The organism is Paraburkholderia suaedae (genome assembly GCF_040812055.1).
GTDB lineage: Bacteria > Pseudomonadota > Gammaproteobacteria > Burkholderiales > Burkholderiaceae > Paraburkholderia.
On the sequence record NZ_JBFOAH010000005.1, the window covers coordinates 228257 to 253909 of the forward strand.

General features: G+C 62.8%; 26 protein-coding genes. 14 read left to right on the forward strand and 12 right to left on the reverse strand.

Annotation, left to right across the window (positions count from 1 at the left end; all coding sequences use genetic code 11):
- Positions 1-547: 547 nt before the first annotated feature.
- Together ABQJ48_RS10040 and ABQJ48_RS10045 are read right to left on the reverse strand one after the other, a co-directional pair.
- Positions 548-2284, reverse strand: a complete 1737-nt coding sequence (locus ABQJ48_RS10040; RefSeq protein WP_367837729.1) for a PHA/PHB synthase family protein — start codon at positions 2282-2284, stop codon at positions 548-550.
- Positions 2268-2777, reverse strand: a complete 510-nt coding sequence (locus ABQJ48_RS10045) for a MaoC family dehydratase (protein ID WP_367837731.1) — start codon at positions 2775-2777, stop codon at positions 2268-2270. Before ABQJ48_RS10045 ends, ABQJ48_RS10040 begins: the two co-directional genes overlap by 17 nt.
- Before the next feature lie 543 nt (positions 2778-3320).
- Between ABQJ48_RS10045 and ABQJ48_RS10050 the strand changes: the two genes are divergently transcribed.
- Positions 3321-4085 (forward strand): ParA family protein, encoded by a 765-nt coding sequence (locus ABQJ48_RS10050; protein WP_367837882.1) that lies wholly within the window; start codon positions 3321-3323, stop codon positions 4083-4085.
- 94 nt (positions 4086-4179) lie between these two features.
- Here the strand turns inward: ABQJ48_RS10050 and ABQJ48_RS10055 are convergent, their stop codons facing one another.
- From ABQJ48_RS10055 to ABQJ48_RS10070, 4 genes are all read right to left on the reverse strand, one after another.
- The gene (locus tag ABQJ48_RS10055; RefSeq protein WP_367837732.1) at positions 4180-4677 is read right to left on the reverse strand and encodes an Lrp/AsnC family transcriptional regulator; all 498 of its coding nucleotides are present in this window, start codon (positions 4675-4677) and stop codon (positions 4180-4182) included.
- A 455-nt stretch (positions 4678-5132) separates the two neighbouring features.
- Positions 5133-6473, reverse strand: coding sequence for an SUMF1/EgtB/PvdO family nonheme iron enzyme (locus tag ABQJ48_RS10060; RefSeq protein ID WP_367837734.1), 1341 nt, complete (start codon positions 6471-6473; stop codon positions 5133-5135).
- Positions 6474-6819: 346 nt separating this feature from the next.
- Entirely contained in the window at positions 6820-7287 is a 468-nt protein-coding gene (locus ABQJ48_RS10065) for a universal stress protein (protein ID WP_367837883.1), read from the reverse strand.
- 507 nt (positions 7288-7794) lie between these two features.
- Positions 7795-8388 carry an acyl-homoserine-lactone synthase gene (locus tag ABQJ48_RS10070; protein ID WP_367837736.1) on the reverse strand — a complete coding sequence of 198 codons (594 nt, stop codon included), beginning with the start codon at positions 8386-8388 and terminating at the stop codon, positions 7795-7797.
- 154 nt (positions 8389-8542) lie between these two features.
- Between ABQJ48_RS10070 and ABQJ48_RS10075 the strand changes: the two genes are divergently transcribed.
- On the forward strand, positions 8543-8860 hold the full coding sequence (locus tag ABQJ48_RS10075; protein ID WP_367837884.1) for a helix-turn-helix domain-containing protein: 318 nt from the start codon (positions 8543-8545) through the stop codon (positions 8858-8860).
- On the opposite strand, the gene ABQJ48_RS10080 is transcribed toward ABQJ48_RS10075, so the two are convergent.
- On the reverse strand, positions 8844-9548 hold the full coding sequence (locus tag ABQJ48_RS10080; protein ID WP_367837737.1) for a helix-turn-helix transcriptional regulator: 705 nt from the start codon (positions 9546-9548) through the stop codon (positions 8844-8846). The two genes, ABQJ48_RS10075 and ABQJ48_RS10080, sit on opposite strands and share 17 nt — an antisense overlap.
- 560 nt (positions 9549-10108) lie before the next feature.
- Here ABQJ48_RS10080 and ABQJ48_RS10085 point away from each other — a divergent pair.
- The 6 genes from ABQJ48_RS10085 (at position 10109) to araD (ending at position 17283) form a co-directional block, all read left to right on the forward strand.
- On the forward strand, positions 10109-11047 hold the full coding sequence (locus ABQJ48_RS10085) for an SMP-30/gluconolactonase/LRE family protein (protein ID WP_367837738.1): 939 nt from the start codon (positions 10109-10111) through the stop codon (positions 11045-11047).
- Between the two features lie 268 nt (positions 11048-11315).
- A complete protein-coding gene (locus ABQJ48_RS10090; protein WP_367837739.1) occupies positions 11316-12485 on the forward strand; it encodes an extracellular solute-binding protein in 1170 nt (389 codons plus the stop codon).
- 113 nt (positions 12486-12598) lie between these two features.
- Positions 12599-13678 (forward strand): ABC transporter ATP-binding protein, encoded by a 1080-nt coding sequence (locus ABQJ48_RS10095; RefSeq protein WP_367837740.1) that lies wholly within the window; start codon positions 12599-12601, stop codon positions 13676-13678.
- Positions 13675-14577 (forward strand): ABC transporter permease, encoded by a 903-nt coding sequence (locus ABQJ48_RS10100; RefSeq protein WP_367837741.1) that lies wholly within the window; start codon positions 13675-13677, stop codon positions 14575-14577. The genes ABQJ48_RS10095 and ABQJ48_RS10100 overlap by 4 nt, the downstream gene beginning before the upstream one ends.
- Complete coding sequence (locus tag ABQJ48_RS10105; RefSeq protein WP_367837743.1) at positions 14577-15500, forward strand: ABC transporter permease; 924 nt, start codon at positions 14577-14579, stop codon at positions 15498-15500. The genes ABQJ48_RS10100 and ABQJ48_RS10105 overlap by 1 nt, the downstream gene beginning before the upstream one ends.
- A 31-nt stretch (positions 15501-15531) precedes the next feature.
- Positions 15532-17283 (forward strand): L-arabinonate dehydratase, encoded by a 1752-nt coding sequence (gene araD, locus ABQJ48_RS10110; RefSeq protein WP_367837744.1) that lies wholly within the window; start codon positions 15532-15534, stop codon positions 17281-17283.
- A gap of 160 nt (positions 17284-17443) precedes the next feature.
- Here the strand turns inward: araD and ABQJ48_RS10115 are convergent, their stop codons facing one another.
- Positions 17444-18049 carry a short chain dehydrogenase gene (locus ABQJ48_RS10115; RefSeq protein ID WP_367837745.1) on the reverse strand — a complete coding sequence of 202 codons (606 nt, stop codon included), beginning with the start codon at positions 18047-18049 and terminating at the stop codon, positions 17444-17446.
- A gap of 254 nt (positions 18050-18303) precedes the next feature.
- Positions 18304-18753, reverse strand: coding sequence for a DUF3005 domain-containing protein (locus ABQJ48_RS10120; RefSeq protein ID WP_367837885.1), 450 nt, complete (start codon positions 18751-18753; stop codon positions 18304-18306).
- 324 nt (positions 18754-19077) lie between these two features.
- Here ABQJ48_RS10120 and ABQJ48_RS10125 point away from each other — a divergent pair, with 324 nt between their 5' ends.
- Together ABQJ48_RS10125 and epsC are read left to right on the forward strand one after the other, a co-directional pair.
- A complete protein-coding gene (locus ABQJ48_RS10125; RefSeq protein ID WP_367837746.1) occupies positions 19078-19311 on the forward strand; it encodes a hypothetical protein in 234 nt (77 codons plus the stop codon).
- Positions 19312-19466: 155 nt separating this feature from the next.
- Positions 19467-20393 carry a serine O-acetyltransferase EpsC gene (gene epsC / locus ABQJ48_RS10130; protein ID WP_367837748.1) on the forward strand — a complete coding sequence of 309 codons (927 nt, stop codon included), beginning with the start codon at positions 19467-19469 and terminating at the stop codon, positions 20391-20393.
- 70 nt (positions 20394-20463) lie between these two features.
- On the opposite strand, the gene ABQJ48_RS10135 is transcribed toward epsC, so the two are convergent.
- Positions 20464-20973, reverse strand: a complete 510-nt coding sequence (locus ABQJ48_RS10135) for a metal-dependent hydrolase (protein ID WP_367837750.1) — start codon at positions 20971-20973, stop codon at positions 20464-20466.
- 138 nt (positions 20974-21111) lie between these two features.
- Positions 21112-21462 carry an LPS-assembly lipoprotein LptE gene (locus ABQJ48_RS10140; RefSeq protein WP_367837751.1) on the reverse strand — a complete coding sequence of 117 codons (351 nt, stop codon included), beginning with the start codon at positions 21460-21462 and terminating at the stop codon, positions 21112-21114.
- 394 nt (positions 21463-21856) lie between these two features.
- On the opposite strand from ABQJ48_RS10140, the gene ABQJ48_RS10145 reads away from it, so the two are divergent.
- Positions 21857-22393 (forward strand): hypothetical protein, encoded by a 537-nt coding sequence (locus ABQJ48_RS10145; protein ID WP_367837752.1) that lies wholly within the window; start codon positions 21857-21859, stop codon positions 22391-22393.
- 56 nt (positions 22394-22449) lie between these two features.
- Here ABQJ48_RS10145 and ABQJ48_RS10150 read toward each other — a convergent pair whose 3' ends face one another.
- A complete protein-coding gene (locus tag ABQJ48_RS10150; RefSeq protein ID WP_367837886.1) occupies positions 22450-22881 on the reverse strand; it encodes a hypothetical protein in 432 nt (143 codons plus the stop codon).
- Between the two features lie 239 nt (positions 22882-23120).
- On the opposite strand from ABQJ48_RS10150, the gene ABQJ48_RS10155 reads away from it, so the two are divergent.
- From ABQJ48_RS10155 to ABQJ48_RS10165, 3 genes are read left to right on the forward strand one after another with little or no spacing between them, the layout of a single operon-like run.
- Complete coding sequence (locus ABQJ48_RS10155) at positions 23121-23813, forward strand: CDP-alcohol phosphatidyltransferase family protein (protein ID WP_367837753.1); 693 nt, start codon at positions 23121-23123, stop codon at positions 23811-23813.
- Between the two features lie 30 nt (positions 23814-23843).
- Positions 23844-24632 (forward strand): HalD/BesD family halogenase, encoded by a 789-nt coding sequence (locus tag ABQJ48_RS10160; RefSeq protein ID WP_473094125.1) that lies wholly within the window; start codon positions 23844-23846, stop codon positions 24630-24632.
- On the forward strand, positions 24629-25648 hold the full coding sequence (locus tag ABQJ48_RS10165; RefSeq protein ID WP_367837755.1) for a lysylphosphatidylglycerol synthase domain-containing protein: 1020 nt from the start codon (positions 24629-24631) through the stop codon (positions 25646-25648). Before ABQJ48_RS10160 ends, ABQJ48_RS10165 begins: the two co-directional genes overlap by 4 nt.
- Positions 25649-25653 lie beyond the last annotated feature (5 nt).

The window sequence follows — 25653 nt, forward strand, 5'->3', positions numbered from 1 at the left end:
GGCTTGTTGACGTCAGTTCACCATGGAGGCGGCCAGGGAGACACGCTGCGCTGCGGGAGCTCGCGCGACGCACTGTGCCCGCCAATCATCGCCGAGCGCCCCTTTTGGGCATGGGTCCCATCGTGGCCATGTCAGCCAGAGAAAGTAACGAACGGCAGCGGCTCGCTATTGGACACGTCCGTTCATTGTACGGCACACTCCCGGTTCGGTCACAGGCTATATACGTCTACAGCTCGAAGTCAGAGGAGATCGGCAGAGCCGAATGGTCATGCCAGTCCATCCAGTCGAAATGTCGCGACCCGTCGGCCCATGCCCAATTGGATTTTGGCGCGCGTTTGCCCGTCGATGCAGCGCGCCGAGCGCTGCTTTCGCGCTCGTCTTTTTCAGCGGAGCCAACGCGGTTCGCTGTCGAGCCTGGCTTCACGTCGTCCAGTTCCGGATTAGAATGGATTGATTTGGAGTTCATAATAATAAATAAATTGGATGAGTAGGATCGATGGTGTGTTTCCCGTACCTCGGACCGTTTGATTGGAGTCCGGAGCGCGAACTATGCCGCGCGCACTTTCACATACCGCCCGGGCGCCGGCTCGATCGGCTTGTGAATGGCGTTTCCTGGTGTCTTGCGTGCGTTGACCGATTCTCCGGCGTACGGCTTGAGCCACTCGATCCAGTGGTTCCACCAACTGCCGGGCCGGGTTTCTGCTGACGCAAGCCAGGCGTCCGGATCGCCGGTCGAATCGCCACTGGTCTTGAAGCTTCGCTTGTTCTTGGACGCTGGATTGACGACCCCAGCGATGTGCCCGCTCGCGCCGAGAACGAACTGAGTCGGACCGCCAATCAGATGTGTGGACCGATAAGCCGATCGCCATGGCACGATGTGGTCTTCCTCGGTTGCCAGCACATAGGCGGGGGCGTCGATGCGTGCAAGATCGACGGGTGTGCCGCACATCGTCAATCGCCCGGATTTGCACAAGTTGTTCTCGAGGTACATGTTGCGCAAATACCAGGTGTACATCGGTCCCGGAAGATTCGTGCTGTCGGCGTTCCAGTACAGCAGGTCGAATGCCGGTGGCGCTTTGCCTTTCAGGTAATTGTCGATGACGTAAGGCCAGATCAGGTCGTTTGCCCGCAATGTCTGGAACGTGAACCCCAGTTCCTTGCCGGAGTAGATCCCGCCTTTCCCGATTGCAGTCTCACGCTGAGCGACGCCCGCTTCGTCGATGAATACGCCCAGCTCACCCGGTTCCTCGAAATCCAGCATCGTGGTGAGCAACGTGATGCTAGCGAGCTTGTCCTCGCCGCGCGCTCGCGAGATCGCCGTGGCCGACGACAAAATAGTGCCTCCGACACACCAGCCGACGGCATTGACCCGATCGGCGCGAGTAATCGCCTGCGCAACGTCTATGGCGGTCAGCGCGCCCTGTTCGACGTAGTCGTCCCAGCTCGTGTGGGCCATCGCGGCATCCGCGTTGCGCCACGACACCATGAATACCGTCATTCCCTGCTCGCACGCAAAGCGCACAAAGGAGTTCTCCGGCTGGAGATCGAGAATGTAGTACTTGTTGATGCAGGGCGGCACGATCAGCAAGGGGCGCTTGGATACCTTGTCGGTGACTGGCGCATACTGGATCAACTGGAACAGATCGTTCTCGAACACGACCGCGCCTTGTGAAGCCGCCACGTTGCGCCCGACCTCGTAGGCGGTCTCGTCTGTGATCGAGATGTTGCCGCGCTGCAGGTCGGCAAGCAGATTGGTGAAACCGTCGCGCAAGCTGTCGCCGCCCGATTCGAATGCGAGCTTGAGCGCCTCAGGATTGGTGGCGACGAAATTGGCCGGGCTTAGCGAGTCGATCAACTGGCCCGCGAAGAATTCGAGCTTCCTTTTGTCCTTTTCGCTCAGCACCACTGCACCAATGACGTCTTCGAGCAACCGGGCGTTGAGCAGGTAGTTCTGCTTGAGCAGGCAGTACCAGGCATTCTTGCGCCAATCCTCCGCGACGAAGCGACGGTCAGTGCGCTCCGGGGCGATCACGGGCGCGGTTTGCGCGCCCATTGTGCTGGCCAGCGTGTGGGTCCAGACGGACGCCAACCGCGGCCAGTACGCCGAGTACGCGGCGAGCAGTGCCATAGCATCGACTCGCGCTTGCGGCGGCTGCGCTCCAGGGATTGTGTCGTCCAGAGCACTGCAATGCGTATCCTGGCGCATCATGGCGCCCCACAACGGCTGCCCGGACTTGATGAAGCCCTGCACGTATTCGGTAGGTACGTTAAACGCGAAGGTCATGGCAACCCCCCGATTCATTCGCGCTGACCGACTGCTCGGCGGCGGCCGCGCGTTCAGCCAGACGACGCGCATTGGACGTGATCATGACGACTGCTTCGCCGTCGATTACTGTTTTTCCGTTGACCGTACAGACGGTAGACATCACCACGCGGCTCTTTTCCAACTGCAGTTCTTTCACGACAACCGTTGCATGCACGATATCCCCAGGTCGGACAGGTGCTTTAAAGCGCAGCGTCTGTCCGAGGTACACGGTACCCGGGCCCGGCAGGTGCTTTGCGAGAGCCGCGGAAATCACACTTGCGGACAGCATCCCGTGGGCAATGCGCCCCTTGAACGGCGTGGTCCGCGCGAATGCTTCATCGATATGGACTGCGTTGTTATCGCCGGATGCGGCTGCGAAGGACAGGATGTCCGCATCTGTAATGGTTTTCGCAAACGTGGCGCTGACGCCCACTTGCAGGTCTTCAATATCGTAACCGCCGATTTCGTTCATCTGTCGCTCAACTAGTTATTACCGAATGAATGGACTGTCTGATTCCGAAGCGCTACCGCCCGCGCAGGGCTGATTCTTCACGGCGACGCCTCGACATACCGCAAGGCAGAACTTCTGCCGTCGCGCCAGGTTGCCAGTGTTGACATGTCTTGATGGCCACGGTGGCTCATGATGGAACTGCCGAGATGCGATCGCACAGGGCGCGGGCAGTGCAGACTTGACGGCGATCCGGCGCTAACGTTGAGCCGATATTAGTCCCGTCAGCACGGGAAACCACTATCTGAATCGGCCCATCTATTGACAAAGTCGGCCACGCCCTATGAATTGGACGAGTCGCCCAGCCGGGTTGACGCCTCGATCACGCAGCGGTCCCGTTTGCCGGTCAACGCTTCACTGGCAGGTAGCGTCCGCTCGGGATCGACTACGGTATTGCTCAGAAGAGAACCAATATTGCCCGATGCGCCAGCTCGAGGCTCACGGCCCAACCGTGCGCCGACTCAGGTATGCTTGATCATTCAAATTCGCTTTATTCAAGGGGAAAACATGCGGCGCGTCGTATTCAATCAGAAAGGCGGTGTCGGCAAATCGACTATCGTCTGCAACCTGGCGGCCATCAGCGCGAGTGAAGGTCTGCGCACTCTGGTGATCGATCTGGATGCCCAGGCAAATTCAAGTCAATACCTGCTCGGCCCACAGGCCGGCGAAGTGCACCCTACCGTCGCCGGCTTCTTTGAAACTGCGCTGACGTTCAGCTTCAGGCCCGTAGAAGTCACGTCCTTCATCCACCCGACGCGGTTTGAGAATCTGGACTTGATGCCCGCTCATAGTGATCTCGACACATTGCACGGCAAACTCGAATCCCGCTACAAGATCTACAAGTTGCGTGATGCGCTCAATGAACTCGACATGTACGACGCAATTTATATCGACACGCCGCCGGCGCTGAACTTCTACACCCGCTCTGCGCTAATCGCGGTCGAGCGTTGTCTGATTCCGTTCGACTGTGATGACTTCTCTCGTCGCGCGCTGTACACGCTGCTGGAAAACGTGAAAGAGATCCAGCAGGATCACAACGTAGCACTGGAGGTGGAGGGGATTGTCATCAATCAGTTTCAGCCTCGTGCCAGCCTGCCTCAAAAGCTCGTCGACGAACTCGTCAGTGAGGGCTTGCCGGTGCTGGCTTCGCGGCTGTCGTCGTCCGTGAAGATCCGCGAATCGCATCAACAGGCGACCCCCGTGATTCACCTCGATCCGGGGCACAAACTTTCGCAGGAGTATCGGGCCTTGCATCGTGAGCTGGCCGAATAGGAGGAAACGGCGGTCTCGCGAGATTTTTATGCAGCGGCGTGCGTCGACAAAGCTATTCGCGCGAGTCAGGGGCGGGCTTGCTTTGCCCTACCGCTCAATCGTGGTTCTGGGAAAACAGTGTTTCCAGCGGGTAGTGCGTCTTGACGAACGGCGTCTTGATGATCAGGTAGCTGAAGTACTTTTCAATGCCGATGTCGCGTTCGAGTAGGCTTTCGATGATGCTCTGGTAGTGGCTTACGCTGCGCGTGACGAACTTAAGCAGATAATCGTAGCCGCCGCTCGCGAGATGGCATTCGACGACTTCGTCCACATCGCGCACGGCCGCAACAAACTTGACGAAGTCTTCCCGGCGATGATCCGCCAGGGTGACTTCGGTGAATACGATTTGCACGTCCCCCAGCTTTTCAAGCTGAATTTGCGCGCCATAGCCGACGATATAGCCGGCTTTCTCCAGACGCTTCACACGGATGAGGCAAGGGCTGGGCGACAGCCCTACGGCATCGGCAAGCTCAACATTCGTAATGCGGCCTTTCTTCTGCAGTTGCGAGAGAATGCGCAGGTCAATCCGGTCCAGTTTGCAGTCGCTCCTCATGTCTTGATCGGTCTGACGGTCGAAGGTTGTGCTTTAAAAGCATGCCGCTGTTATCACGCCGTTATGCGGCCGCGCGGCCTGTTCCGGGCGATCGGACTCGAGATGAACGCTCGCGCGCGACGGGCGTCTGCGCGTGGTTCATGGTTTCGTCGAGCGCGCGTTTGCAGCCCGTTTGCAGCCCGTTTGCAGCGCGTGAGGTGCCGCGATTGCCGGTAGCGAACGGATCGCGGGAGTCCGGGCAATTTGCCCGGACTGATGGCTCATAGCGCCGAATGCGGGGGACGGTGATGCGGTCGACGTACCGTACTCACGGGAAGAGGTCCGTTCTTTACACCGATCTGACGATCCTTCGCAGCGACGATCAACGGCCGACATGGGCCGCCTGGGTCAAGCGATCGTCGTCTCCGGGCCTGATCGGATTGGCTGAGCATGCAATGCCCGACGGTCGGTATCGATCACGCTTCACTCATCGCCGAAACGCAGCGAAACCCCGCATACACATACTGATAACGCGGCTGAAACCAGTTACGGAAAGCCGGCCGCAGCATGCACTCCGCGGTGCGCGCCGAACCGCCTTTGAGCACGTAGTGTTGCCCATCGAAAAAATTCGCCGAATAGCCGGCATAAAACGGAAACGCTTCGAAGCCGGGCAACGCATCGAAAAGCGTCGAGGTCCACTCCCAGCCGTTGCCGAACTGACCTTCCACGCCGAACGCGCTGACGTTCTCGGGAAAGGCGTCGACTGGCTTCGGGTCCCAGCTGCGAAAATCGAAATTGCCCGACCCGGCGTGCGGTGCGCCATGTGCCGCGCGTTGCCACTGCGCTTCCGTCGGTAAGGCCTTGCCGGCGCAGCGTGCGTACGCACTGGCTTCTGCATGACTCACATAGGCCGGCCAGTCGAGCGGCAGCGGCACTTCGTCGAACATGGTGCGCAGCAGCCACCGGTTGTCCCCGGTAGCCGCGCTGCCTGCCGCTGTGTCGCGCTGCGACCAGCAAGCCGGATGCGCGATCTGCCCGGCCTCTTTCCATGCCCAGTCCTTTTGCGACCACCACTTCGGCTCGTGATAGCCGCCGGCCTCGATGAACTCGCGAAACGCGCCGTTGGTCACCATGTAGCGATCGATCTCGAACGCCGGCACATCGATATGCAGTTCGTCGAATTCATTGTCCCAACCGAAACGCCCGCCATCGCGCGACATGCCGAGCACGGTCGCACCGGCCGGCACGCTGACCATCGACGACAACCCCTCGCGGCGCTCGGGCCGCGTCATCACGTCCTCGCGCAGATCGGTGACCTTCTGCGCAAGCGGCAACTGATGCAGCATGTACGCGAGGGTTTCGGCATGCATCAACCGATGCTCGATCGCGACGTTCAGCAACTGCGCTGAACCACCGGCCTGAGCGCCGTCGTGGCCCAACTGCGCGGCATTCGCCAGTCCATTGAGCGCGTGATCGATCTGCGCGCGCGCACGCGACGCGTATTCGCGGATGGTGTCGAGCGACGGCCAGTCGTGTGGCTGATCGGTCGGAAAGCCGCCGTCGACGGGATCGATGCCGAACGCAAAAAGCTGGTCGAGTTCGGGACTGAACGCCGACAACTCGCACACCCGTCGGTCGAACAGATTGCGATCGAACGCTTCCAGGTGGCCAATGTAAAACACGATCCGGTGACGTTCGCGGATCGGCCGCTCGTAGAGGAATTCGGGTTTGACGATTGCAAACAGTGCGTCGGTGACCTGGCGCGCATCGATCAGACGCTGGACGAGCGTGTGATGTGGGGCGGGGTCGCAATTCATTTCGCTGGCTCTCCTTGCGAGGGAATGACTAAAAGACTGTACCTGCTCGCAGGGACCATGCCAAGACGCGCGCGCCGCGCAGAAGAGGGACGGGGGCGCGGCAGACGCCGGCCAGCGGCGGCTGGCCGCCTGGACCTGCCGCAGCACCGGCGAATCGGCGATCGGCATCTGTTGGCGCTGGCGTGCCGATCGGGCCGCGGCTTTGAAATCCTGACACCGCCGCCAGCGCTTCTCCGGCGACGCGCAGTCCGGATCGCGTTAACCGCGGGGCACTGCGCAGGGCCGCTCTACACGACGAACCACACTCGCAACGACAGCCACAACCCGAGCCGCAACCCGAGCCGCATCAGCCCGGCTCCTTCTCCTGACCGGCCGCCGACGGAATGAGCAGCACCGGCAGGGTTGCCTGGCGCACGCAGCGTTCGGCGACGCTGCCGAGGATCAGCCGCTGGAAACCGCGTCGGCCGTGGGTGCCCATGACCAGCAGGTCCGCATCGAATTCTGCGGCGGCCTGCAGCACCATCTGCGAAACGTCGGCGAGCGACGACGCTTCGCTCACGGCGGCATCTCCCTTCACGCCATGTTCGGCCATGGTCCTGTCGAACTCCGCACGCAGTTCCGTGCCTTCTTCGATCAGACTGTTACGCAATATGGACGGATCGTAGCCTGGCGAATCGAAATACATGGGCGTGTTTTCGACCACATAAAAGGGCCTCAGAAGGGCGCCGTTGGATTTGGCGATATCGAGCGCTGCTTCGAATGCACGGCGGGAAGTATTGCTGCCGTCGACCGCTACAAGGATGCGTTTGTACATATCGGCTCCGCGTCTGAAAAATCCGTCTGCCGCAGCCGTTGATGACGACGGCGTTCGTTGAGTTCGTTGATGTTTGTTACCAACCAAGCTTAGATGATCGCCGCAAAACATCCACCCGACCCGATGTAAATCAAATTACCGTCGCATTCTCGACCGTTGCATTCAATAAAAAACGCCATATTCGCAAACGAGTGCCGACCTTGCCCTGACAATCAGGCTAAATCAGACGAGCGGCTTTTCCCCCGCTGATGGCCGGGTGCAAAACCACGGACCTGCCCGACAAGATCTACGCCGACATCCTCATTCTTGAACCCGAGTACAAGGCGAGCGCTTGCCAACCGGACAAGCACTGGCCGAACGCTCTGTCACGTCGTCGCCGACCGTGCGCGAAAGGCGCTGCAACGGCGATACCGTTGCACCTGGAGAATGCGCTCGCGCGGATGTTCGGCCCCTGAGTTTCGCTGACCGTTGCGGCCGGTCAGCGGAACCGCCACCCGCTGCCGCGCGCTACGCTGCCACGGCAATCGGCCCAAACAGGGCGGTCAGCGTCTTCGGACTCACCGCGACGTTCAGCGCGACCGCCCGCTCGACGCCGATCTGCACCGGCGCCCCGAGCCGGCTGATGTCGATGCCGGTCCTGCGCAGCAGCCGTTCGATCGGCGTCGTGGTAACGGTGACGTAGCGCGTGATGCCCATCCGCTGTGCGAATGTCATGACTTCCTGAATCGCGTGAATCGTCAGGTCCGTGAAGCCGAACGACTGTCCTTCGCCGCTGGTTTCGATGGCAAACCGGCTCAACTCCCAGATGTCGCGCCCGACCGGCGCCTGCGTACCGTGCAGCAGTTGGGGAAAGGTGTCCTTCAGCATGTTGGGCCCCTCGGTGGGCATGAGGCGCCAACAGCCGCGCAGCTGGCCGTCATCGGCATGAATCAGCATGTAGTGCGGTCCGAGGGCGTCGTACCCGTCGATCTCCATGCCCGCGATGGTCGGCAGGTCCCAGCCGAGCCGGCCGTGAAATACCCGAGCCCGCAGGCGGTACATCTCGTTGATTTCAGCGTTGTCGAATTCCTGCCGCATTCCAATCCGAATGGCTGTTTGCATGACGTTCTCCTGAACGTGTTGGGGGTCCCAATACGCTGGAAAACTTATGCATTCTGAATTGCTTCGCCACCTACCTACCTGGATAGGTGTGCATGCTTATCGGGTAACGCAGAATTCGAGACACGTATCCGCACTCAACCGACAGGGCATCCAAATGGAACTTCTCGAAAATCACTGGCACCCGCAGACCGGCCTTCAGGCGCGTCCAGCGGAGGTTTCCTCGGCGGTGGATCGCGTGCTGATCATTGCGTACCGCAAGAAGAAAAAGGAGAGCCAGCGCCGCTTCTGGGCGCGTTTTGGCGTCACGCAGTCGCGCGGCAGCCGGTTTGAATCCGGTGCCGAAATTCCGGCGCCGGTCGCGATCCTGTTGGGCCTGTACTTCACCAAAACGGTTTCCGACGCCGACCTCGGCCGCGCCGAGCGGGTGCTGTATAGCCGCGACGCAGCTGCGTGGTTCAGCCCGGGTCAATAAGCCCCAGTTGCGCAGCAATCACGGCGGCCGCACGCCGCGAATTCACACCGAATTTCGTCCTGATGTTTTTCATGTGGAAGTTCACCACCGCTTCCGAACAGTTCAGGATATGGGATATCTCCCACGTGGATTTGCCGCGTGCTGTCCATTTCAGACACTCGCGCTCACGGGGCGTGAGCTGGGGTAAGAAAGTCTGAGCGTGCGTCTCCAGATGCCGCTGGCTGGTATCGATTACCAGGTCGCGCAATAACACGAGATTCGGCAGCGTCGCGTTGACATGGCGCTCGAAGTCGTCGTTCGATTTGCTGTCGTTGACGAAGCACATCATGCCGGCTTCCTGGTTGGGCCCATGAATTGGTATCGTGACCCCGGCGCGCAACCCGTACGAACGGGCTTCTTCATACAAGGATTGCTGCGCGGCGGTGGCGAAAACGTCCGGTGACCAGATCAGCGGTGCGGCGCGCGTCATGCAATGCTCGACGGTCGGGTCGATGTGAACCAGCCCCTCCTTGTCATACGTCTGGCGCCATGCCGCCGCGTAGGTGCTGCGGATGTACGCATCTTCCAGGCGCATGGTCGGACGCGGCAACATGGCGATCAGTAGCCTGTCGAAGCCCCACGTCTTAGCGAGACTTGCGATTGCACCGAACCATTGCGCCTCGTCGGCGGCGTCCAGTAGCGGGGCCATCTGCTCGATAAAATGTAGCGCCAATTTCTTAACTCTCTCAGGCTCGCGACCATCTTGTTGCGGTTAATCGCGGCACCGCATTCCGTGCCGCTGCTTTTCTGCCGACAATCTAACACTAAATTATTTTCCCGGCGCCGTCGGCACTTGCACACAATATCGCCGCGACGCGGGTAGCGCGACAGCAATCGATGTCTTTTATTGCGGTCTGTCTTTAGCCTGATTAAGATGCGCGCAGCAGCGAACTGGGGGTTTTCGCGCGGAGATGTTTTTGGTTTTCGACCGATATATTATTATCAATACAGTATGAAAGTATTATCGGCCGATTGTGAGGCGTGCGCGTGCTAATTGGTCAGATTATCGGCCGTTGCCGATACTGTGGCGAGGCCGCGCTGTTTGCTCGGCCCGTATGTCGTACCGAGCGGCGGCTAACCCCCGCCGCGATCTTCACGCGTACGGGTGCAATCCCTTCGCCTGATCTGGTCCCAGTTGTTTGACAACATTGCAACGCCGATGCTACCGTCATTGCCTTCATCCCGCGCGCGCAGGCACACAGCACCAGCATGACCGACAACAGCCGACGCTATCCCGACCCCTGCATCCGCACGTTCGATCCGCGCTTCAAGTCGCTGATTCTCGCGTCCGCTTCCGTCGAGTGCCTGTATCAGGGCGCGCGGTGGTCGGAAGGGCCGGTCTGGTTTGGCGACGGCCGCTATCTGCTGTGGAGCGACATTCCGAACGACCGCATTCTGCGCTGGGACGAACCGAGCGGCGCGGTCAGCGTCTTCCGCCAGTCGTCGAACAACGCGAACGGCCATACCCGCGACCGCCAGGGCCGCCTCGTCAGTTGCGAGCACCTCACGCGCCGCGTGACGCGCACCGAATACGACGGCTCGATTATCGTGCTCGCCGACCGTTATCACGGCAAGCGTTTCAATTCGCCGAACGACGTGATCGTGAAATCGGACGGCTCCATCTGGTTTACCGACCCAACCTTTGGGATCGACTCTTTCTACGAAGGCGAGCAGCAGGAGTCCGAATTGCCGGCGTGTGTATATCGCATCGACGGTCGATCCGGCGAAGTGTCGATGGTCGCCGACGGCGTGCTCGGCCCGAACGGCCTCGCGTTTTCGCCGGACGAGTCCGTGCTGTACATCGTCGAATCGCGCGGCGAGCCGCGCAAGATTCGCGCATTCGATGTCGTCGGCAACGGCACCACGCTGTCGAACAACCGCGTACTGATCGACGCGGGCCCGGGCACGCCGGACGGCTTTCGCGTCGATATCCACGGCAACCTGTGGTGCGGCTGGGGCATGGGCACCGACGAACTCGACGGCGTGCGCGTGTTCACCGCGCAGGGCGAACCGCTCGGGCACATTGCGTTGCCCGAGCGCTGCGCAAACGTGTGCTTCGGCGGGCGCCATCGCAACCGGCTGTTCATGGCGGCAAGCCACGGTCTATATTCGCTGTACGTCAACACGCAGGGCGTGCAGGGCGGCTGAGCGCAAGCGTCGGCACATTGCGTTCACGGCTTCACTGAAACCGCGAGAACCGCACTCGCCAGGTCCCGCGGGTTTGCCCTTGGACCCAGCGCATAACGTTTCGACGATACGGCATTCCAACACAAGAAACCGCCATTCTTCGAGCCGATGCGGCCAAGTTATTTGCTTGACATCGGCTGCAGCGCTTAGCTATGTTCCATGAGTAGAAAGACACCGCCCGCAGAGCATCTGACAGGCGGACATCCATACCAAGAAGCGAGGAGACGCAATGACTGTTTCATGCAGGTTGTCGCTCAAGCTGGTGTCCCTATGTCTCGCGGCAAGCGCCGTTGTCACCTCCCCCGCGCACGCGGCTGATCCGGTCACGATCAACATCGTCGACGTGGCCGGCGATCTCCAACTCACGCAAAAGGGCTTCGAGGCCTTCAAGGCGAAGTATCCGAATCTCGTCGCCAATCTCACGTTCACGAACGCGCCTGCTCCGCAGTTGCCCGGCAAGATCAAGGCGATGCAGGCCGCGGGCCGCTCCGACATCGACCTCGTGCTGACCGGCACGGATGCGCTGGCCGCCGGCATCGAACAGAATCTGTGGATCAAGCTGCTGCCCGAGAACGCGGCGCAGTTCCCCGGCGTGCTCGACAAATACGCGCCGGGTCCGCGCAAGATGCAGGACCTCGCACAGGGCTACGGTCTGGAAGTCGCCTATATGCCGGCCGGTCCGCTGCTCGAATACAACCCCGCCAAAGTCAGCGATCCCCCGAAGACGCCCGCGCAACTGCTGCAATGGTGCAAGGCGCATCCGGACAAGCTGATCTATGCGCGGCCGGCGAACTCCGGTCCTGGTCGCACGTTCCTGATGGGCCTGCCCTATGTGCTCGGCGACAAGGACCCGCAGGACCCGATTCACGGCTGGGACAAGACGTGGGCTTTCCTGAAGCAGCTGAATGATTGCATTCCTTATTATCCTGGCGGCACCTCGGCGGTGATGAAGGAACTCGGCGAGGGCACGCGCGACATGACCGTCACGGTAACGGGCTGGGACATCAATCCGCGTGCCCTCGGCATCGTGCCTGCCGAATTTCGCGTGCAGGCATTCGACAACATGACGTGGGTGAACGACGCGCACTACATGGTGATCCCGAAGGGCGTGCCGAAGGAAAAGCTGGACGTGCTCTACAAGATGATGAACTTCATGCTTGAACCGGCGCAGCAGGCACTGACCTATGACGACGGCTATTTCTATCCGGGCCCCGCGATCAAGGGCGTCACTGTCGAGCAGGCGCCCGCGCACAGCCAGGAGGTGTTGAAGAAATACGGCCGACCGGAATACGCGAAGCTGCTGGCTGATCGACCGCATGTGTTGCCCTTGAATGCGTCGGCGATGGTCGCGGCCTTCAAGAAGTGGGACACAGACGTCGGCGCGCAGAAGACCAAATAGTCCGTGCGTTAGCGATGCATGCCGCCTCCGCCGTGATTCACGCGTGACGTGTCGACCGAGCTCGAAGTCGATAGCTCGAAAGCTCGACACGTCGCGCGTGCCAGGAAACCGCCATGAAGCATCACTTTGAACAGTTGCGGCTCGATTCGGTGAGCCGCAGTTTCACGAATGCGCAAGGCCACGCCATCGCGGCGCTGCAGGGACTCGACCTGACGATCCAGCGCGGCGAGTTCATCGCCTTGCTCGGACCTTCGGGATGCGGCAAATCGACCGCGCTCAATTGCATTGCCGGCTTGCAGCCGCTGAGCGGCGGCGGCATCTGGCTCGACGATAGACGCATCGACGTCTTGCCGCCGGAAAAGCGCGGCTTCGGCATGGTGTTTCAGAACTACGCGCTGTTTCCACATATGAGCGTGCTCGATAACGTCGGCTTCGGTCTGAAGATGCGCGGCGTCGGCAGAAGCGAAGCGACGCGGCGCGTGCTCGAAGCATTGCAGCTCGTGCAACTGGTCGGTCACGAGCACAAGCTGCCCGGCCAGCTGTCCGGCGGTCAGCAGCAGCGTGTGGCCATTGCGCGTGCGATCGTGATCGAGCCGCCGCTGATTCTGATGGATGAGCCCCTATCCAATCTCGACACCAAACTGCGCATCGAAATGCGTGCGGAAATTCGCCGCATTCATAGCCAGCTCGAACGCGCGACCCTTTACGTGACGCACGATCAGGACGAGGCGCTGTCGATGGCGGACCGTATCGTCGTCATGAGAGAAGGCGTGGTGCAGCAGGTTGCGTCGCCCAAAGAGGTGTACACGCGGCCGCACAATCTGCACGTCGCGCGATTCATGGGCTATCGGAACGTGGCTGAATTCACGCTCGAAGGCACCGAGGGCGAAGGCGTAGCGGTAAGCGCGAACGGCGTGCGTCTGATCGGCACGCCGATGGCAAGCTTCAACAGCAAACGCGTGAGCGTCGCGCTGCGCCCCGAGGACATGGAGCACACCGTATCCGGCGCCGATAACGCATTCGACGCGCTGGTCGACGCCGTCGAATATGGGGGGCACGATTCGCTGCTGCGCGTGCAGACCGGCTTCGGCAGCGTGTGGGCGCGCTGCGTCGGCGAATTCACGCCGGGCGAGCGCATCAGTCTGCGTGTGCCGTCCGCGCGCGTGCTGGTCTACGACGCCGAGGGCGCATGAACACGCCCACGCTGTCGCCGCCTGGTCTGCCGCCTGCCTCGCCGCCGCTCGCGCCGCGCGACGCCAAGGCCTGGCTGGTCGCGCCGGCGTTGCTGTTCATCGCTGCCATGTTCATCTATCCGTTCGCATACGGTCTCGCGCTGTCGTTGCGGCCGATGAACGGCGGCGGCCTGTGGGCCAACTATCTGACGTTCTTCACCGACACGTCGATGTGGCCGACCATCCTGGTCACGCTGAAGCTCGCGGTGCCCGCGACGCTGATCAACGTCGGCGTGTCCGTGCCGGTGGCGTTCGCGCTGCGCCGCTATTCGCGCTATCAGAAGATCGTCACGACGCTGCTGGTGATTCCCGTGACGCTGGGCACGGTGCTGATCGCCGACGGCATGCTGACCTACTTCGGCCCCAACGGCTGGTTTCCGCAAGCGTTGCATGGCTTGCACCTGTACGCAACCGAGGTGCGCCTCACGCATAACTTCTGGGGCGTGCTGATCTCGCTGATCGTGTCGGGCTTTCCGTTCGCGTTTCTGCTGACGCTGTCGTACATGACCGGCATCGACCCGACGCTCGCGAGCGCGGCGGCGACGCTCGGCGCGAGTCCGTGGCAGCAGTTCCGCCGCATCTATTTGCCGCTGCTGGTGCCGGGGCTGACGATGGCCGCGTGCCTGTCGTTCGTGCAGGCGTTCTCGGTGTTCCCATCGGCCGTGCTGCTCGGTGCGCCCGCGGGCCCGACGCGCGTGATGTCGATCGCCGCGGCCGAAGCCGCGTTCGAAAGCTATGACTACTCGCTGGCCTCCGCGATCGCGATGGTGATGGGCTTCGTGCAATTGCTGGTGGTGGCCGCGTTGCTGGGCGCGCGCCGCTTCTTCTACAGCGGTCCGGCAACGGGAGGCAAAGGCTGATGACGAGCGAGCGTCGTGCGGCGCAGCCCGGCTGGTCCGCGTCCGAAGATGAGAGCAATGGCGCGCGCGAACCCGTCAAGCGCGAAACCCAGCGCGCCGGTTTGCCGGGCCGCGTGTGGCGCGTGCTGGTGTGGGCGGTGATGGTGTTCTTCCTGCTCAACGTGGTGCTGCTGATCGCCACCGTCGCGGTGAATTCGGTGGCGACGCGCTGGTTCGGCACCTTGCTGCCGCAAGGTTTTACGCTGCACTGGTATGCGCAGGCATGGAGCGACTTCCAGCTCGCAAGCGTGCTGTGGGTGACGGTCGAGGTGGTCGGCGCGGTCGTGCTGCTGTCGGTGCTGCTCGGCGCGCCGGCCGCGTATGCGCTCGCGCGCGTGCAATTTCGCGGCAAGCGCATCGCGATGCTGATCTTCCTGCTTCCGTTGATGGTGCCGCCCGTCACCTACGGCATTCCGATGGCGACCGTCATGTACAAGGTCGGGCTCGCGGGCACGCTGAGCGGCGTGATTCTTGCGAATCTGGTGCCGGCGCTGCCGTTCGTGATCCTCGTCATGACGCCGTTCATCGAGCAGATCGACCCGAATCTCGAAGCGGCCGCACGCATTTTCGGCGCCAACACGTTCCGCTATTTCCGCTACGTGCTGCTGCCGCTGCTGGTGCCCGGCATGCTCGCGGCCGGACTGCTGGTGCTGGTGCGCACCATCGGGATGTTCGAACTGACTTTCTTCACGGCGGGGCCCGCTACGCAAACGCTGGTGGTCGCCTTGTACTACGCTGTATTTTCAACCGGCGTGCGCGCCCCGCAATCGATCGATGCGATGGCGATGATCTACATGGCGATCACGCTGATCTGGGTGCTGATCGCGCTGCAATTCGTGAGTCCGACGCAGATCGTCTCGCGCGTGAAGGAGCACAAGCGCTGACGCACGCGCCACGACATTGGCGGAGCCGACCTTGACGAAGAGAAAGAGCCCAGAGGACTTGCGCAGCCACCGCTGGTACGGCGTGAACGATTTGCGCTCGTTCGGTCATCGCTCGCGCAGCGCGCAGATGGGCTACGAGCGCGAGGAATATGCGGGCAAGCCAGTGATCGCGATTCTCAACACGTGGAGCGAGATCAACCCGTGCCACACCCACTTCAAGCAGCGCGTCGAAGAGGTGAAGCGCGGCATCTGGCAAGCCGGCGGCTTTCCGGTCGAACTGCCGGTGCAGACCCTGTCCGAGCCGTTCCAGAAGCCCACGACGATGCTGTACCGCAATTTCCTCGCCATGGAAGCCGAGGAAACGCTGCGCTCCTATCCCGTCGACGGCGCCGTATTGATGGGCGGCTGCGACAAGACCACGCCCGCGCTGCTGATGGGCGCGATCTCGATGGACCTGCCGGCGATCTTCCTGCCCGCCGGTCCGATGCTGCGCGGCAACTGGAACGGCGTGACGCTCGGCTCCGGCACGGACGCGTGGAAGTACTGGGCCGAGCTGCGCGCCGGAACGATCGTGCAGGAGGACTGGCAGGGTATCGAGGGCGGCATTGCGCGCTCGCCGGGGCACTGCATGACGATGGGCACCGCGTCGACCATGACGAGCGCGGCCGAAGCGCTCGGCTTGACGCTGCCCGGTTTCGCATCCATTCCCGCCGCGGATTCCCGCCATGCGCGGATGGCGGTCAAGACCGGCATGCGCATCGTCGACATGGTGTGGGAAGACCTCAAGCCGTCGGACCTGCTGACCGCCGGCTCGGTCGACAATGCCGTGACCACGTGCCTCGCGCTGTCCGGCTCGACCAACGCGATCGTGCACATGATCGCGCTCGCGCGCCGTGCAGGCATCGGCTTGACGCTCGATCGCTACGACGACATCGCGCGCCGCACGCCGGTATTGGCGAACGTTCGGCCGACCGGCGCGTATCTGATGGAGGACTTTTTCTATGCGGGCGGTTTGCGTGCGCTGCTGGCCGAACTGGGTGAGCTGATCGACCGTTCCCAGAAAACCGTCAACGGCCGCACGCTCGGCGAGAACCTCGAAGGCGCGCAGATCTTCAACGACGAAGTGATTCGCCGCGTCGACAAACCGCTGGTGCCGGACAGCGGTCTCGCGGTGTTGCGCGGCAATATCGCGCCCGGCGGCGCGGTGATCAAACCCGGCGCGGCCGAACCGCATCTGCTCGTGCATACCGGCCGCGCGGTCGTGTTCCGGGACTACGACGACATGGCCGAGCGGATCGACGACGCAGCACTCGACATCGACGAAACCTGCGTGATCGTGCTTCAGCATGCGGGCCCGGTAGGCGCGCCGGGCATGCCCGAGTGGGGGCAATTGCCCATACCGCGCAAGCTGCTGCAAAAAGGTGTGCGCGATATGGTACGCATCTCCGATGCACGAATGAGCGGCACGAGCTATGGCGCATGCGTATTGCACGTCGCGCCGGAATCCTTTGTCGGCGGACCGTTCGCGCTGGTGCGCAGCGGCGACATGATCGAACTAAATGTGCCGCGCCGCAGGCTCGACCTGCTGGTGTCGGATGAAGAACTCGCGCGCCGCAAGGCCGCGTGGGTCAGGCCGGCGCCGCGATTCGCGCGCGGCTACGGCGCGATGTATCAGGCGCATGTGTTGCAGGCCGATCAAGGCTGCGACTTCGACTTTCTGCAGCGCGGCGGGGCGCAAGCCGCCCCCGATTCCGACGCGCCGCGCGAGCCGGAGATTCACTGAGCGAGCTTCACCGCGCGAGACGCAACGGGTTCATGGAAGCTCTTTGCGACGCAAAGCCCGCGCCACGGGGGCGCCCTACCTCGAAACCGGGACGCGTGATACGGCGAGCGCGCATGGCAGGCTGACGGGTCGTTCTGCGCGCTCTTCCATCGGGCCGTCGTCAATAGCCGACGCGATACACCCGCCCCGTCTGCGCGCCTTCCACGCTGCGCACATAAGCGAGCGCAGCGCGTTGCGCAGTCACCGGCTCGAAGCCGCGGAAGTAGGGCGCATAAGCGTCCATCGCTTCGGTCAGCACCGTCGGACTCACTACGTTGATGCGAATGCCGCGCGGCAATTCGATCGCCGCGCCGCGCACGAAACCTTCGAGCGCCATGTTGACCGCCGTCGCGCTCGCGCCCAGGCGAATCGGCTCGTCGCCGATGATGCCGCTCGTCAGCGTGAACGAGCCCCCGTCGTTCATGTATTGCTGTGCGAGCAGCACCACGTTGATCTGGCCCATCAGCTTGTCGCGCAGACCCAGCCAGAACTGTTCGACGCTCATCTCCGGCAGCGGTCCGAAGTGCACTTTGCCGGTCGCGGTGACGATGCCGTCCACTTTGCCGATCTCCGCAAAGAGCCGCTCGACGCTCGCGGGGTCAGTGATGTCGGCGCGATACTGCCCGCGCGTCGCGCCCACCTCGATTACTTCATGGCGGGCTCGCAATTGCGCGCTGACTGCCTGGCCCAGCGTGCCGGTGGCGCCGATCACGACGATTTTTTTCATCCGATGCTCCGTTGAGTGCGATGGAAATGCAGCCTCGGTGCGAACTGCGTGCAACCGGTTCCGCAGTGTTGTTCGCCGCAAAAAAACTCGCCGCCACCGCAGGCATTCGCAACCCGCTGTGCAGTGCGGAAAATAAAGCAAGGCGCGCACCCATTATTTAAGCGCGGCACACGTTGATATTCCTCGGTTAATAGGAATAAACCGGGAGTTTAAAATCCAGCGACAAACACAAACAGAACCTGCCTCCCGCACCGTTATTTCACACGCTGTAATTCGATGACCCGTGTGGGCCGCAAATGATTCAGCGCATAATGAATGCGCCCGCGATCCCTGCGGCTGCCGATCGGGCGCGGGTCGTCGAACTGATGGTCGGCGGAATAGGCGCCTTGCGGTTCGACCATGCCTTTGTCGATGACGGCGTAGCCCGGCTCGAGCGCCAGCAATAGATGATTGCCGCCGATCCGGCTATCGAAGCCGGCCATTCCGTCGAGCCCCTCGGGCACGCTGTTGTCTAGCGTGGCGTTGCTAGTGGTGATCTCGTCCGCCGCGATCGGGCTCAGGCCCGCAATGCGTGCGGCTTCGAGGTTCTTGCCGTCGGTGTCGACGGTGCTGTCGTGCGTGCGGTCGTTGTGCAGCTCCATCGTGGCGGGGCCGCGCTTGCCCGCGGGCGCCACGGCTGCTGGCTTGTCGGTATCGCTGTTCATCATGCATTCTCCTTGAAGAGGGACATGGTTGAAGGGCAGCACAATGCGTTCCGCCCGGCTCGACTTGCTCGCGCGGGTTGCCTTGCAATAGCATAATGCCCGCCATCTGACGCATGTAACGAACATTTCGCCAGGCGATTGCGTTCGGGATTCTTTTGGTTTTTTTTAATGGACGCGTATTTTCTACAGAGTATGATCTTACTCCGACGAGCGAAGCGCGGTTAATTGACGACACGGGTGAACCTATCCGTTCGTGGTCGCAAACCACCCAACAACGGTCGCGCGACTCAAAACATTCTACGGGGCTGTCAGGGCGGGTGACACATGCACTTCGATGCTGCATTCACACATCGCGGCTATTTGTTGAATTGCGCGCCGGCGCGCGCGGTCGATGGCACCTGGCAGCCTTATGTGGTCATCTCCCGCTCGAGCGACGGCGAACTGGTCGCCAACCGTTTCTTCCCCGCCGAGTTGCGCTTCCCCGACGAGGCCACCGCCATCGCCCATGCGCGCGACTGGGCAGTGCGCTGGATCGACGCAAGCAGTGTGACCATCTGAACAGGACACGCGACCCGCGTCCATCAATTGCCGGACGCAGGTCTGTCGGCGTGCGCCCACCGGCCGGCCGGGCTCCCGCGCGAGGGGTGCCAAAACGCGGTACTCTCTCGGCATATTCACTTCCCCCCGTGCTCGCCGCTCGGCGCTGTCCTTCTATGCCTAACGTGCCTTCCCCGAACTGGGGTCTCGAACAGATCGTCGCGGATTTGCGCGCCTCGCGCGAACAATTGCACCGCACCCGGCATCCGCTCGGCATTCGCGAGTTGCCGTCGCGCGAAGCCGTGATCGGCATCGTCAACGGTCTGCGCGCCGCGTTGTTTCCCACGCATTACGGCGCGCCGGATCTGACCGACGAAACCGTCGACTATTACGTCGGCCATACACTCGAAAGCACGTTGCGGCTGCTCGCCGAACAGGTCCGCCGCGCGTTGCGCTTTCTGCCCGAGTTCGCGACCACTCCCGATGCCGAACTGGGAGCGCGCGCGTTCGACGTCGCGCGCAAGTTCGGCACGCAACTGCCGGCGATTCGCGCGCTACTGGTCAGCGACATTCAGGCGGCCTTCACCGGCGACCCCGCCGCGCAGCACATCACCGAAATCCTGCTGTGCTATCCGGGTGTGTGGGCGATGACCCATCACCGGCTCGCGCACGCATTGCACCGCCTCGGCGTGCCGTTGCTGGCGCGTTTCATCAACGAGATCGCGCACTCGGCAACCGGCATCGACATCCATCCTGGCGCGACCATCGGGCCGAGCTTCTTCATCGACCATGGCACGGGCGTCGTGATCGGCGAGACCGCGATCATCGGCGAGCACGTGCGCCTGTATCAGGCGGTGACGCTCGGCGCAAAGAGCTTCGCGGCCGACGGCGACGGTGCGTTGATCAAGGGCAACGCGCGGCATCCGATCGTCGAGGACGACGTGGTCATTTATGCGGGCGCGACGATACTTGGGCGGGTGACGATCGGACGCGGCTCGGTGATCGGCGGCAACGTGTGGCTCACCCATAGCGTGCCGCCGGGCAGCAGCGTGTCGCAAGGCAAGGTGCGTGAAGTGGAGCGCAACGATGACGGGCGGCGCTGACGGGCCGCGCTGAGTCGCCTGCCTTGCGTGCGTAACGTCGCGTCGCACGCCAGCTGCAAGCCGACGACCTTCACCCCGCACGCCAATGCCGCAACAGCGCGAACTGATGCGCGCCATGCCACCACACATGCGCGCCGATAAACCAGGCCGCCGCCCACGCAGCCGCCACCACGATCAGATCGCAGTGCCCGCTGTTCCATAGATTCAGCGAGTGCCGTCCGGCAATCCACGGCACGCCGAGCGGGTTCGGCCAATCGGCGAGCAGGTGCATCAACCCGCCGCACGCGAAGCCGAACGCGGGCGCTGCATAGATGGAATGCCCGAGCCAGTGGTACGAGAGCGCGAGCAGCGCGAGCCACCCCACGCCCCAATGCGTCAAAGTGCGATGCGTGATCCACAAACGCCGCGCGCGCGACCACCACGCCACTTCGAGCCAGTCGGGCGCCGTGCTGCCCGCGACGCCCGCGACGAAACTCAGCAACATGCCGGGAAACGAACCGCCGCCGATGCGCGCGACGAGCGCCGCAGCAATCGCGCCTGCTGCGAAACCGGTCGCATGATGTGCCTTGCTGGATGCCATCGAAAGTCCCGCCGCGCAGCGTCGCTGCAAAGACAAAGGGCGGCTATGTTGGCAGATGCGCAGATAAAAAAATAGCCGCTGCACGCGATAAAGATTTGCGCAGCGGCCGCCTTGGGCATGGCGAGGCGCAGCGCGCTATCAGGTCGCGCAGCGTGCGATGTCGAAGCGCATTTCGGCTTCCGGCGGATCCTCAGGTGCGTTCGCGGGACGCATTACCTTGATGACCGAGCCCGCGTTATGCGGCGTGAGCGTGACGACGTACGAGTTGTTCGAATCCGAGCCGACCGCGAGTTGCGTCGCGCTGCCGACGTGCGACGTGCGCACACGCGGCAAACGGCTATGAAGGCAATCGGCGATCGCGGCGGGCGCGCGTTGCGACGACACATACACGATCGGCAGGGACGCGTCGCGGGCGGGGCCGCTCGAACCGCAAGCGGCGAGAGAGGCAATGACAGCGACAGCGCAAGTGGGCAGGAGAAGTTTTTTCATGGTCCGATCGTCGACGTCCCCGGTCGTGGACGGGAACTTGGGGCGCGGGCGAAGCGCTACGTCATGCTTCGCGATCAAGCTGCCGTTCGGGCGCCGCAACGCGGCCGACAAGAGCGGCAACGGGCGTCAGTATACTCAGCGCGCGCAAGCGTCGTCATCCATAAAAGGGGCCCGCGATGTGACGGCACGGGGCGCGTGCCCGCTGGCAGACGGGGTCGGTCAATTTGCGCCGCAATCACTGCATGGACGACTGACGATATAGAGAATCGCGTAGGGTGATCGGCTCAAAACGACTTGTCCGTTCGTCCTACGCGCGCAGATGGGATGCCTTGGGCGGGTAGAATTGCGGGATTCAGATCTGTCTTCCCGCCCCGCGAACGTGAGTGAACCTGCAATGACCGATACACCCCTTCCATCGTCCGACCCTGCTGCCGATTTCATCCTGGAAGGCTCGTCCCAGCCGGGCGAGAGCGTTCACGAAGCGCGTTTATGGTGCGACGATGGCTGGACCGCGCGCGTCATCAAGAATGAAGACGACGAAGGCTGGGCCGTCGAAATGATCAAGGACGGCGAAGCGGAACCGGCGCTCGTCGGACCGTGGACGATGGGCCGCAACAAGAAGGATCCGAAGCCGCTCGACACGTCGGCGTTCAACACGCTGGTGAAGACTGCGTCGGAAGTGCTGCGCCGTCACGAGCAGCAACTGCGCGCGCAAATGCACAAGCAGGTACGCGTGGCGAGCGCGGACGGTAATGACGAACTCGACGTCACGCTGGACATTGTCCCCGACGAAATAGAGCCGTATGCGCTGCTGAGCGCGCTGGACGCCTTCGGTGAACAGCTTGCGCAGGTGCAGGTCACCCCCTCTTTCAAGCTGACGAAGGCGAGCGCTACGGCATGGGTGGAAAACGGATTTCGCCGTCCAGGCTAGTGGTCGTGCGGTGTCCCGGCGCTTGCAGTGAGCCGTGACGCCGCTTCAGCGCCGCCTCAACTGCGCTTGCAGAAGATCGCCGTAATGAGCGGTGCCACGCGGTGCACGATCGCAGTGCTGCCGGTGCCGGCAAGCGCGCGCTGGACCCCGGATTCGCTGCCCAGCACGACGACCCCATAGGCCGAGCGTGCGAGCGGTTCGCCGTCGCCGACGCGGAACATCGGGTCGTCCTTTTCGTAGCCGACGACCGCGAACACGCGGAAACCGAACGCAGTCACATCGGCGCCCGAGGCCGGCGAGAACGCATTGATCGAATTCTGTTCGACGCGCATCGGCTTCGGAACGATCAACTGCTGCTGCGCGAGCTCGGCTATGAACTGATGGGCGCTCTCATTGCAGTCGAGGGCGCTGTCCACCGATGCCGCAAAGGCGCCGCCGGGCAGCGCGGTTGCCAGAAGGAGTAGTACAGTAGAACTCAGGTGTTTCATAGGCGAGAGCGGCGAGCTGCGTTCGACGTCGTGGTTTTGCAACAGGTCGCGGTGTGATGCCGGGACCCACAGGCCGTTGCGCACCCGGGCGATTCCCTCTGACAGGCGCAACTGGGTTCGCACTGTATCGCGATTCGGCGAAACCTGCTGCACGGCCAACGCGCCGGTAACTTCAAAGCCTTGAAAGAAACGTATGGGAGGAAAGCAATCTTCTTCTATCCCGTATATATTTCCGGGTTATGACTTCGCAACTCCCTTCTCCGATCAGTGTCCCGGCGCCCCGCACATGGGACGCCCGGCTCGCCCGGCGGCTCGTGACGCCGCTGGTCGACACATGGGTCACGCCCAATCACCTGACCACCCTGCGCTTGCTGATCGGGCTGGCGGGCGCATTGTGCCTTGCACACGGCGAGTTCGCATGGGCCAATGCGGGCGCGCTGCTAATCGTGTTGTCGAATTTCGTCGACCACACTGACGGCGAACTTGCGCGCATCGGCGGCAAGTCGAGCCGGATCGGTCATTTTTACGACCTGGCATGCGACGCAGTGGTGACCGTGATGTTGTTCGTGGGCATGGGTGTCGGCGCGGGCGCTGCGCAGATCCGCGGAGTGAAGCTCGAGCCGGGCATGCTCGGCGCGGTGGCTGGCGTGGCCGTCGCGTTGATTTTCTTCCTGCGCATGCGCATCGAGGAGATGGCCGGCAAGGCGGGCACGAAGCAGGCATCGGTCGGAGGCTTCGAAACGGAAGACGTGCTGTATCTGCTGCCGATCGTCACGCTCGCGAACGTCGTGTTCCCGTTCGTAGTCGTCGCCTCGACCGGTGCGCCGCTGTACGCCGTCTGGGTCGTGTTCGACTGCTGGCGCGTGATGCGCCGCGCCGCTCGTCCGGCGGGCAACGCAGCGGGCGCTTCGAAAACCCGCCAGATGGGCTAGCGAATGAATACGCCGGTCCACAACGACGTGATGGCAGGCGCGCCGGCTCAACCCTGGCGCGTTTCGGCGCCCGCCGCGCCGAATGCCGACCACGCGGTTGCGACCCGCACGCGCACGTTCGACACCCTGCGCCTGCGCAAGGACTTCGCCGCGCAGGGGGCGTTCCTCTATCTGGAAGATTTCCTCGCACCCGAGGTCACCGCGCAGCTGGTTCACAGCGCGCGTTCGCTGCTTGGCGAAGTGAACCGCAACTATCTGCCTGGTCACAAGCAGGGTGGCAGCGTGAGCCGTCATACGATCGACCGACTCGCGCCGTTCATCGCCGAGCTGTATCGCTCGAAGGAACTGATCGGCTGGCTCGAGCAGTTGAGCGGCGACAAACTGCAGGTCTCGCCCGCCGACGACCCGCACGCGTACGCGCTGTACTACTACACGCGGCCGGGTGACCACATCGGCTGGCACTACGATACTTCGTATTACGACGGCCGCCGCTACACGCTGCTGCTCGGCGTGATCGATGAATCCTCGTGCAGGCTCGACTACGAGTTGCATACCCGCAACCCGGATGTGCCGGATCAGCCGGGCTCGGTGCAGATTCCGCCGGGTGGCCTCGTGTTTTTCGACGGCGACAAGCTGCGCCATCGCATCACGCCGGCCGGCCCGAACGAGATGCGCGTGTCGCTCACGTTCGAGTACGTCACCGACCCCAACATGCGCCCGTGGCGCCGTTTCGTCTCCAACATGAAGGACGCGATTGCGTACTTCGGTTTTCGCCAGGTGTTCCGTCAAATGGCGTCGCGCGGCAGGGACCGGTCATGACTCGCACGGCCCTGCTTTTGCTGTCGATCGGCACGGCGCTGTTCGTCGGCCTGCTCGCGTGGCAGGGGTTCGGCTCGGTCGCGGCGACGCTGCTCGCAGCGGGTTGGGGACTCGCGCTCGTCGCGGCGTTTCACCTGGTGCCCCTCGTGCTCGACGCCGGCGCGATCTCCGTGTTGTTCCACCGCGGCCGCGACGGCGCGGATCGCGAGCCGTCGTTGCGCGACGCGCTGTTCGCGCGCTGGATCGGCGAATCGGTGAATAGCCTGTTGCCGGCGGGGCAGATCGGCGGCCCGGTGGCGATGGTGCGTCAACTGTTCCAACGCGGCATGCGCATGCGCCACGCCGCATCGGTCATCACCGTCAGCACGACCGCGCAGGCGCTCGCGCAAATCGTCTTCGCACTGGGCGGTCTGCTGCTGTTCGGCGGGTATGCCGCGCACGGCGCGCTGCACGATCTGCGGACCGCGACGCTCCTCGCCACCGGTGTGCCAGGCGCGATGATCGTGTGCTTTTACTATGCGCAGCGGCGCGGCCTGTTCGGCCGGCTGCTCGGTGCGGTATCGAAAGTATTCGGCAAGCGCGACTGGTCCACGCTGATGACGCGCGCGGACGCGGTCGACGCCGCCGTGAACGCGCTCTACCGCGAGCGCGGCCGGGTCGCGGCGAGTTTCGCATTGAGCCTGGTCGGCTGGGTGGTCGGCACGGTGGAAGTGTGGCTCGCGTTGCGCTTTCTCGGCCATCCGGTGGATTGGATCGACGCGCTGCTGCTCGAGAGCATCGGGCAGGCCATTCGCGGCGCAGCCTTCATGATTCCGGGCTCGCTCGGCGTGCAGGAGGGCGGCTATCTGCTGCTCGCACCGCTGGTCGGTCTGCCGCCGGATGCGGCGCTGGCGTTGTCGCTCGCCAAGCGCGCGCGCGAAGTCCTGCTAGGGCTGCCAGGGCTGCTGGTTTTGCATATCAGCGAAAGAAGCTGGCAACGGCGGCGCGCTACCGCGCGCGTGCCCGTTGCCGATTGATCTGG

Bases quoted from the DNA above. Each gene is read 5' to 3' on its own strand.
- ABQJ48_RS10040 (WP_367837729.1), bottom strand. From the start codon at position 2,284: ATGACCTTCGCGTTTAACGTACCTACCGAATACGTGCAGGGCTTCATC.
- ABQJ48_RS10045 (WP_367837731.1), bottom strand. From the start codon at position 2,777: ATGAACGAAATCGGCGGTTACGATATTGAAGACCTGCAAGTGGGCGTC.
- ABQJ48_RS10050 (WP_367837882.1), top strand. From the start codon at position 3,321: ATGCGGCGCGTCGTATTCAATCAGAAAGGCGGTGTCGGCAAATCGACT.
- ABQJ48_RS10055 (WP_367837732.1), bottom strand. From the start codon at position 4,677: ATGAGGAGCGACTGCAAACTGGACCGGATTGACCTGCGCATTCTCTCG.
- ABQJ48_RS10060 (WP_367837734.1), bottom strand. From the start codon at position 6,473: ATGAATTGCGACCCCGCCCCACATCACACGCTCGTCCAGCGTCTGATC.
- ABQJ48_RS10065 (WP_367837883.1), bottom strand. From the start codon at position 7,287: ATGTACAAACGCATCCTTGTAGCGGTCGACGGCAGCAATACTTCCCGC.
- ABQJ48_RS10070 (WP_367837736.1), bottom strand. From the start codon at position 8,388: ATGCAAACAGCCATTCGGATTGGAATGCGGCAGGAATTCGACAACGCT.
- ABQJ48_RS10075 (WP_367837884.1), top strand. From the start codon at position 8,543: ATGGAACTTCTCGAAAATCACTGGCACCCGCAGACCGGCCTTCAGGCG.
- ABQJ48_RS10080 (WP_367837737.1), bottom strand. From the start codon at position 9,548: ATGGCCCCGCTACTGGACGCCGCCGACGAGGCGCAATGGTTCGGTGCA.
- ABQJ48_RS10085 (WP_367837738.1), top strand. From the start codon at position 10,109: ATGACCGACAACAGCCGACGCTATCCCGACCCCTGCATCCGCACGTTC.
- ABQJ48_RS10090 (WP_367837739.1), top strand. From the start codon at position 11,316: ATGACTGTTTCATGCAGGTTGTCGCTCAAGCTGGTGTCCCTATGTCTC.
- ABQJ48_RS10095 (WP_367837740.1), top strand. From the start codon at position 12,599: ATGAAGCATCACTTTGAACAGTTGCGGCTCGATTCGGTGAGCCGCAGT.
- ABQJ48_RS10100 (WP_367837741.1), top strand. From the start codon at position 13,675: ATGAACACGCCCACGCTGTCGCCGCCTGGTCTGCCGCCTGCCTCGCCG.
- ABQJ48_RS10105 (WP_367837743.1), top strand. From the start codon at position 14,577: ATGACGAGCGAGCGTCGTGCGGCGCAGCCCGGCTGGTCCGCGTCCGAA.
- ABQJ48_RS10115 (WP_367837745.1), bottom strand. From the start codon at position 18,049: ATGAAAAAAATCGTCGTGATCGGCGCCACCGGCACGCTGGGCCAGGCA.
- ABQJ48_RS10120 (WP_367837885.1), bottom strand. From the start codon at position 18,753: ATGAACAGCGATACCGACAAGCCAGCAGCCGTGGCGCCCGCGGGCAAG.
- ABQJ48_RS10125 (WP_367837746.1), top strand. From the start codon at position 19,078: ATGCACTTCGATGCTGCATTCACACATCGCGGCTATTTGTTGAATTGC.
- epsC (WP_367837748.1), top strand. From the start codon at position 19,467: ATGCCTAACGTGCCTTCCCCGAACTGGGGTCTCGAACAGATCGTCGCG.
- ABQJ48_RS10135 (WP_367837750.1), bottom strand. From the start codon at position 20,973: ATGGCATCCAGCAAGGCACATCATGCGACCGGTTTCGCAGCAGGCGCG.
- ABQJ48_RS10140 (WP_367837751.1), bottom strand. From the start codon at position 21,462: ATGAAAAAACTTCTCCTGCCCACTTGCGCTGTCGCTGTCATTGCCTCT.
- ABQJ48_RS10145 (WP_367837752.1), top strand. From the start codon at position 21,857: ATGACCGATACACCCCTTCCATCGTCCGACCCTGCTGCCGATTTCATC.
- ABQJ48_RS10150 (WP_367837886.1), bottom strand. From the start codon at position 22,881: ATGAAACACCTGAGTTCTACTGTACTACTCCTTCTGGCAACCGCGCTG.
- ABQJ48_RS10155 (WP_367837753.1), top strand. From the start codon at position 23,121: ATGACTTCGCAACTCCCTTCTCCGATCAGTGTCCCGGCGCCCCGCACA.
- ABQJ48_RS10160 (WP_473094125.1), top strand. From the start codon at position 23,844: ATGGCAGGCGCGCCGGCTCAACCCTGGCGCGTTTCGGCGCCCGCCGCG.
- ABQJ48_RS10165 (WP_367837755.1), top strand. From the start codon at position 24,629: ATGACTCGCACGGCCCTGCTTTTGCTGTCGATCGGCACGGCGCTGTTC.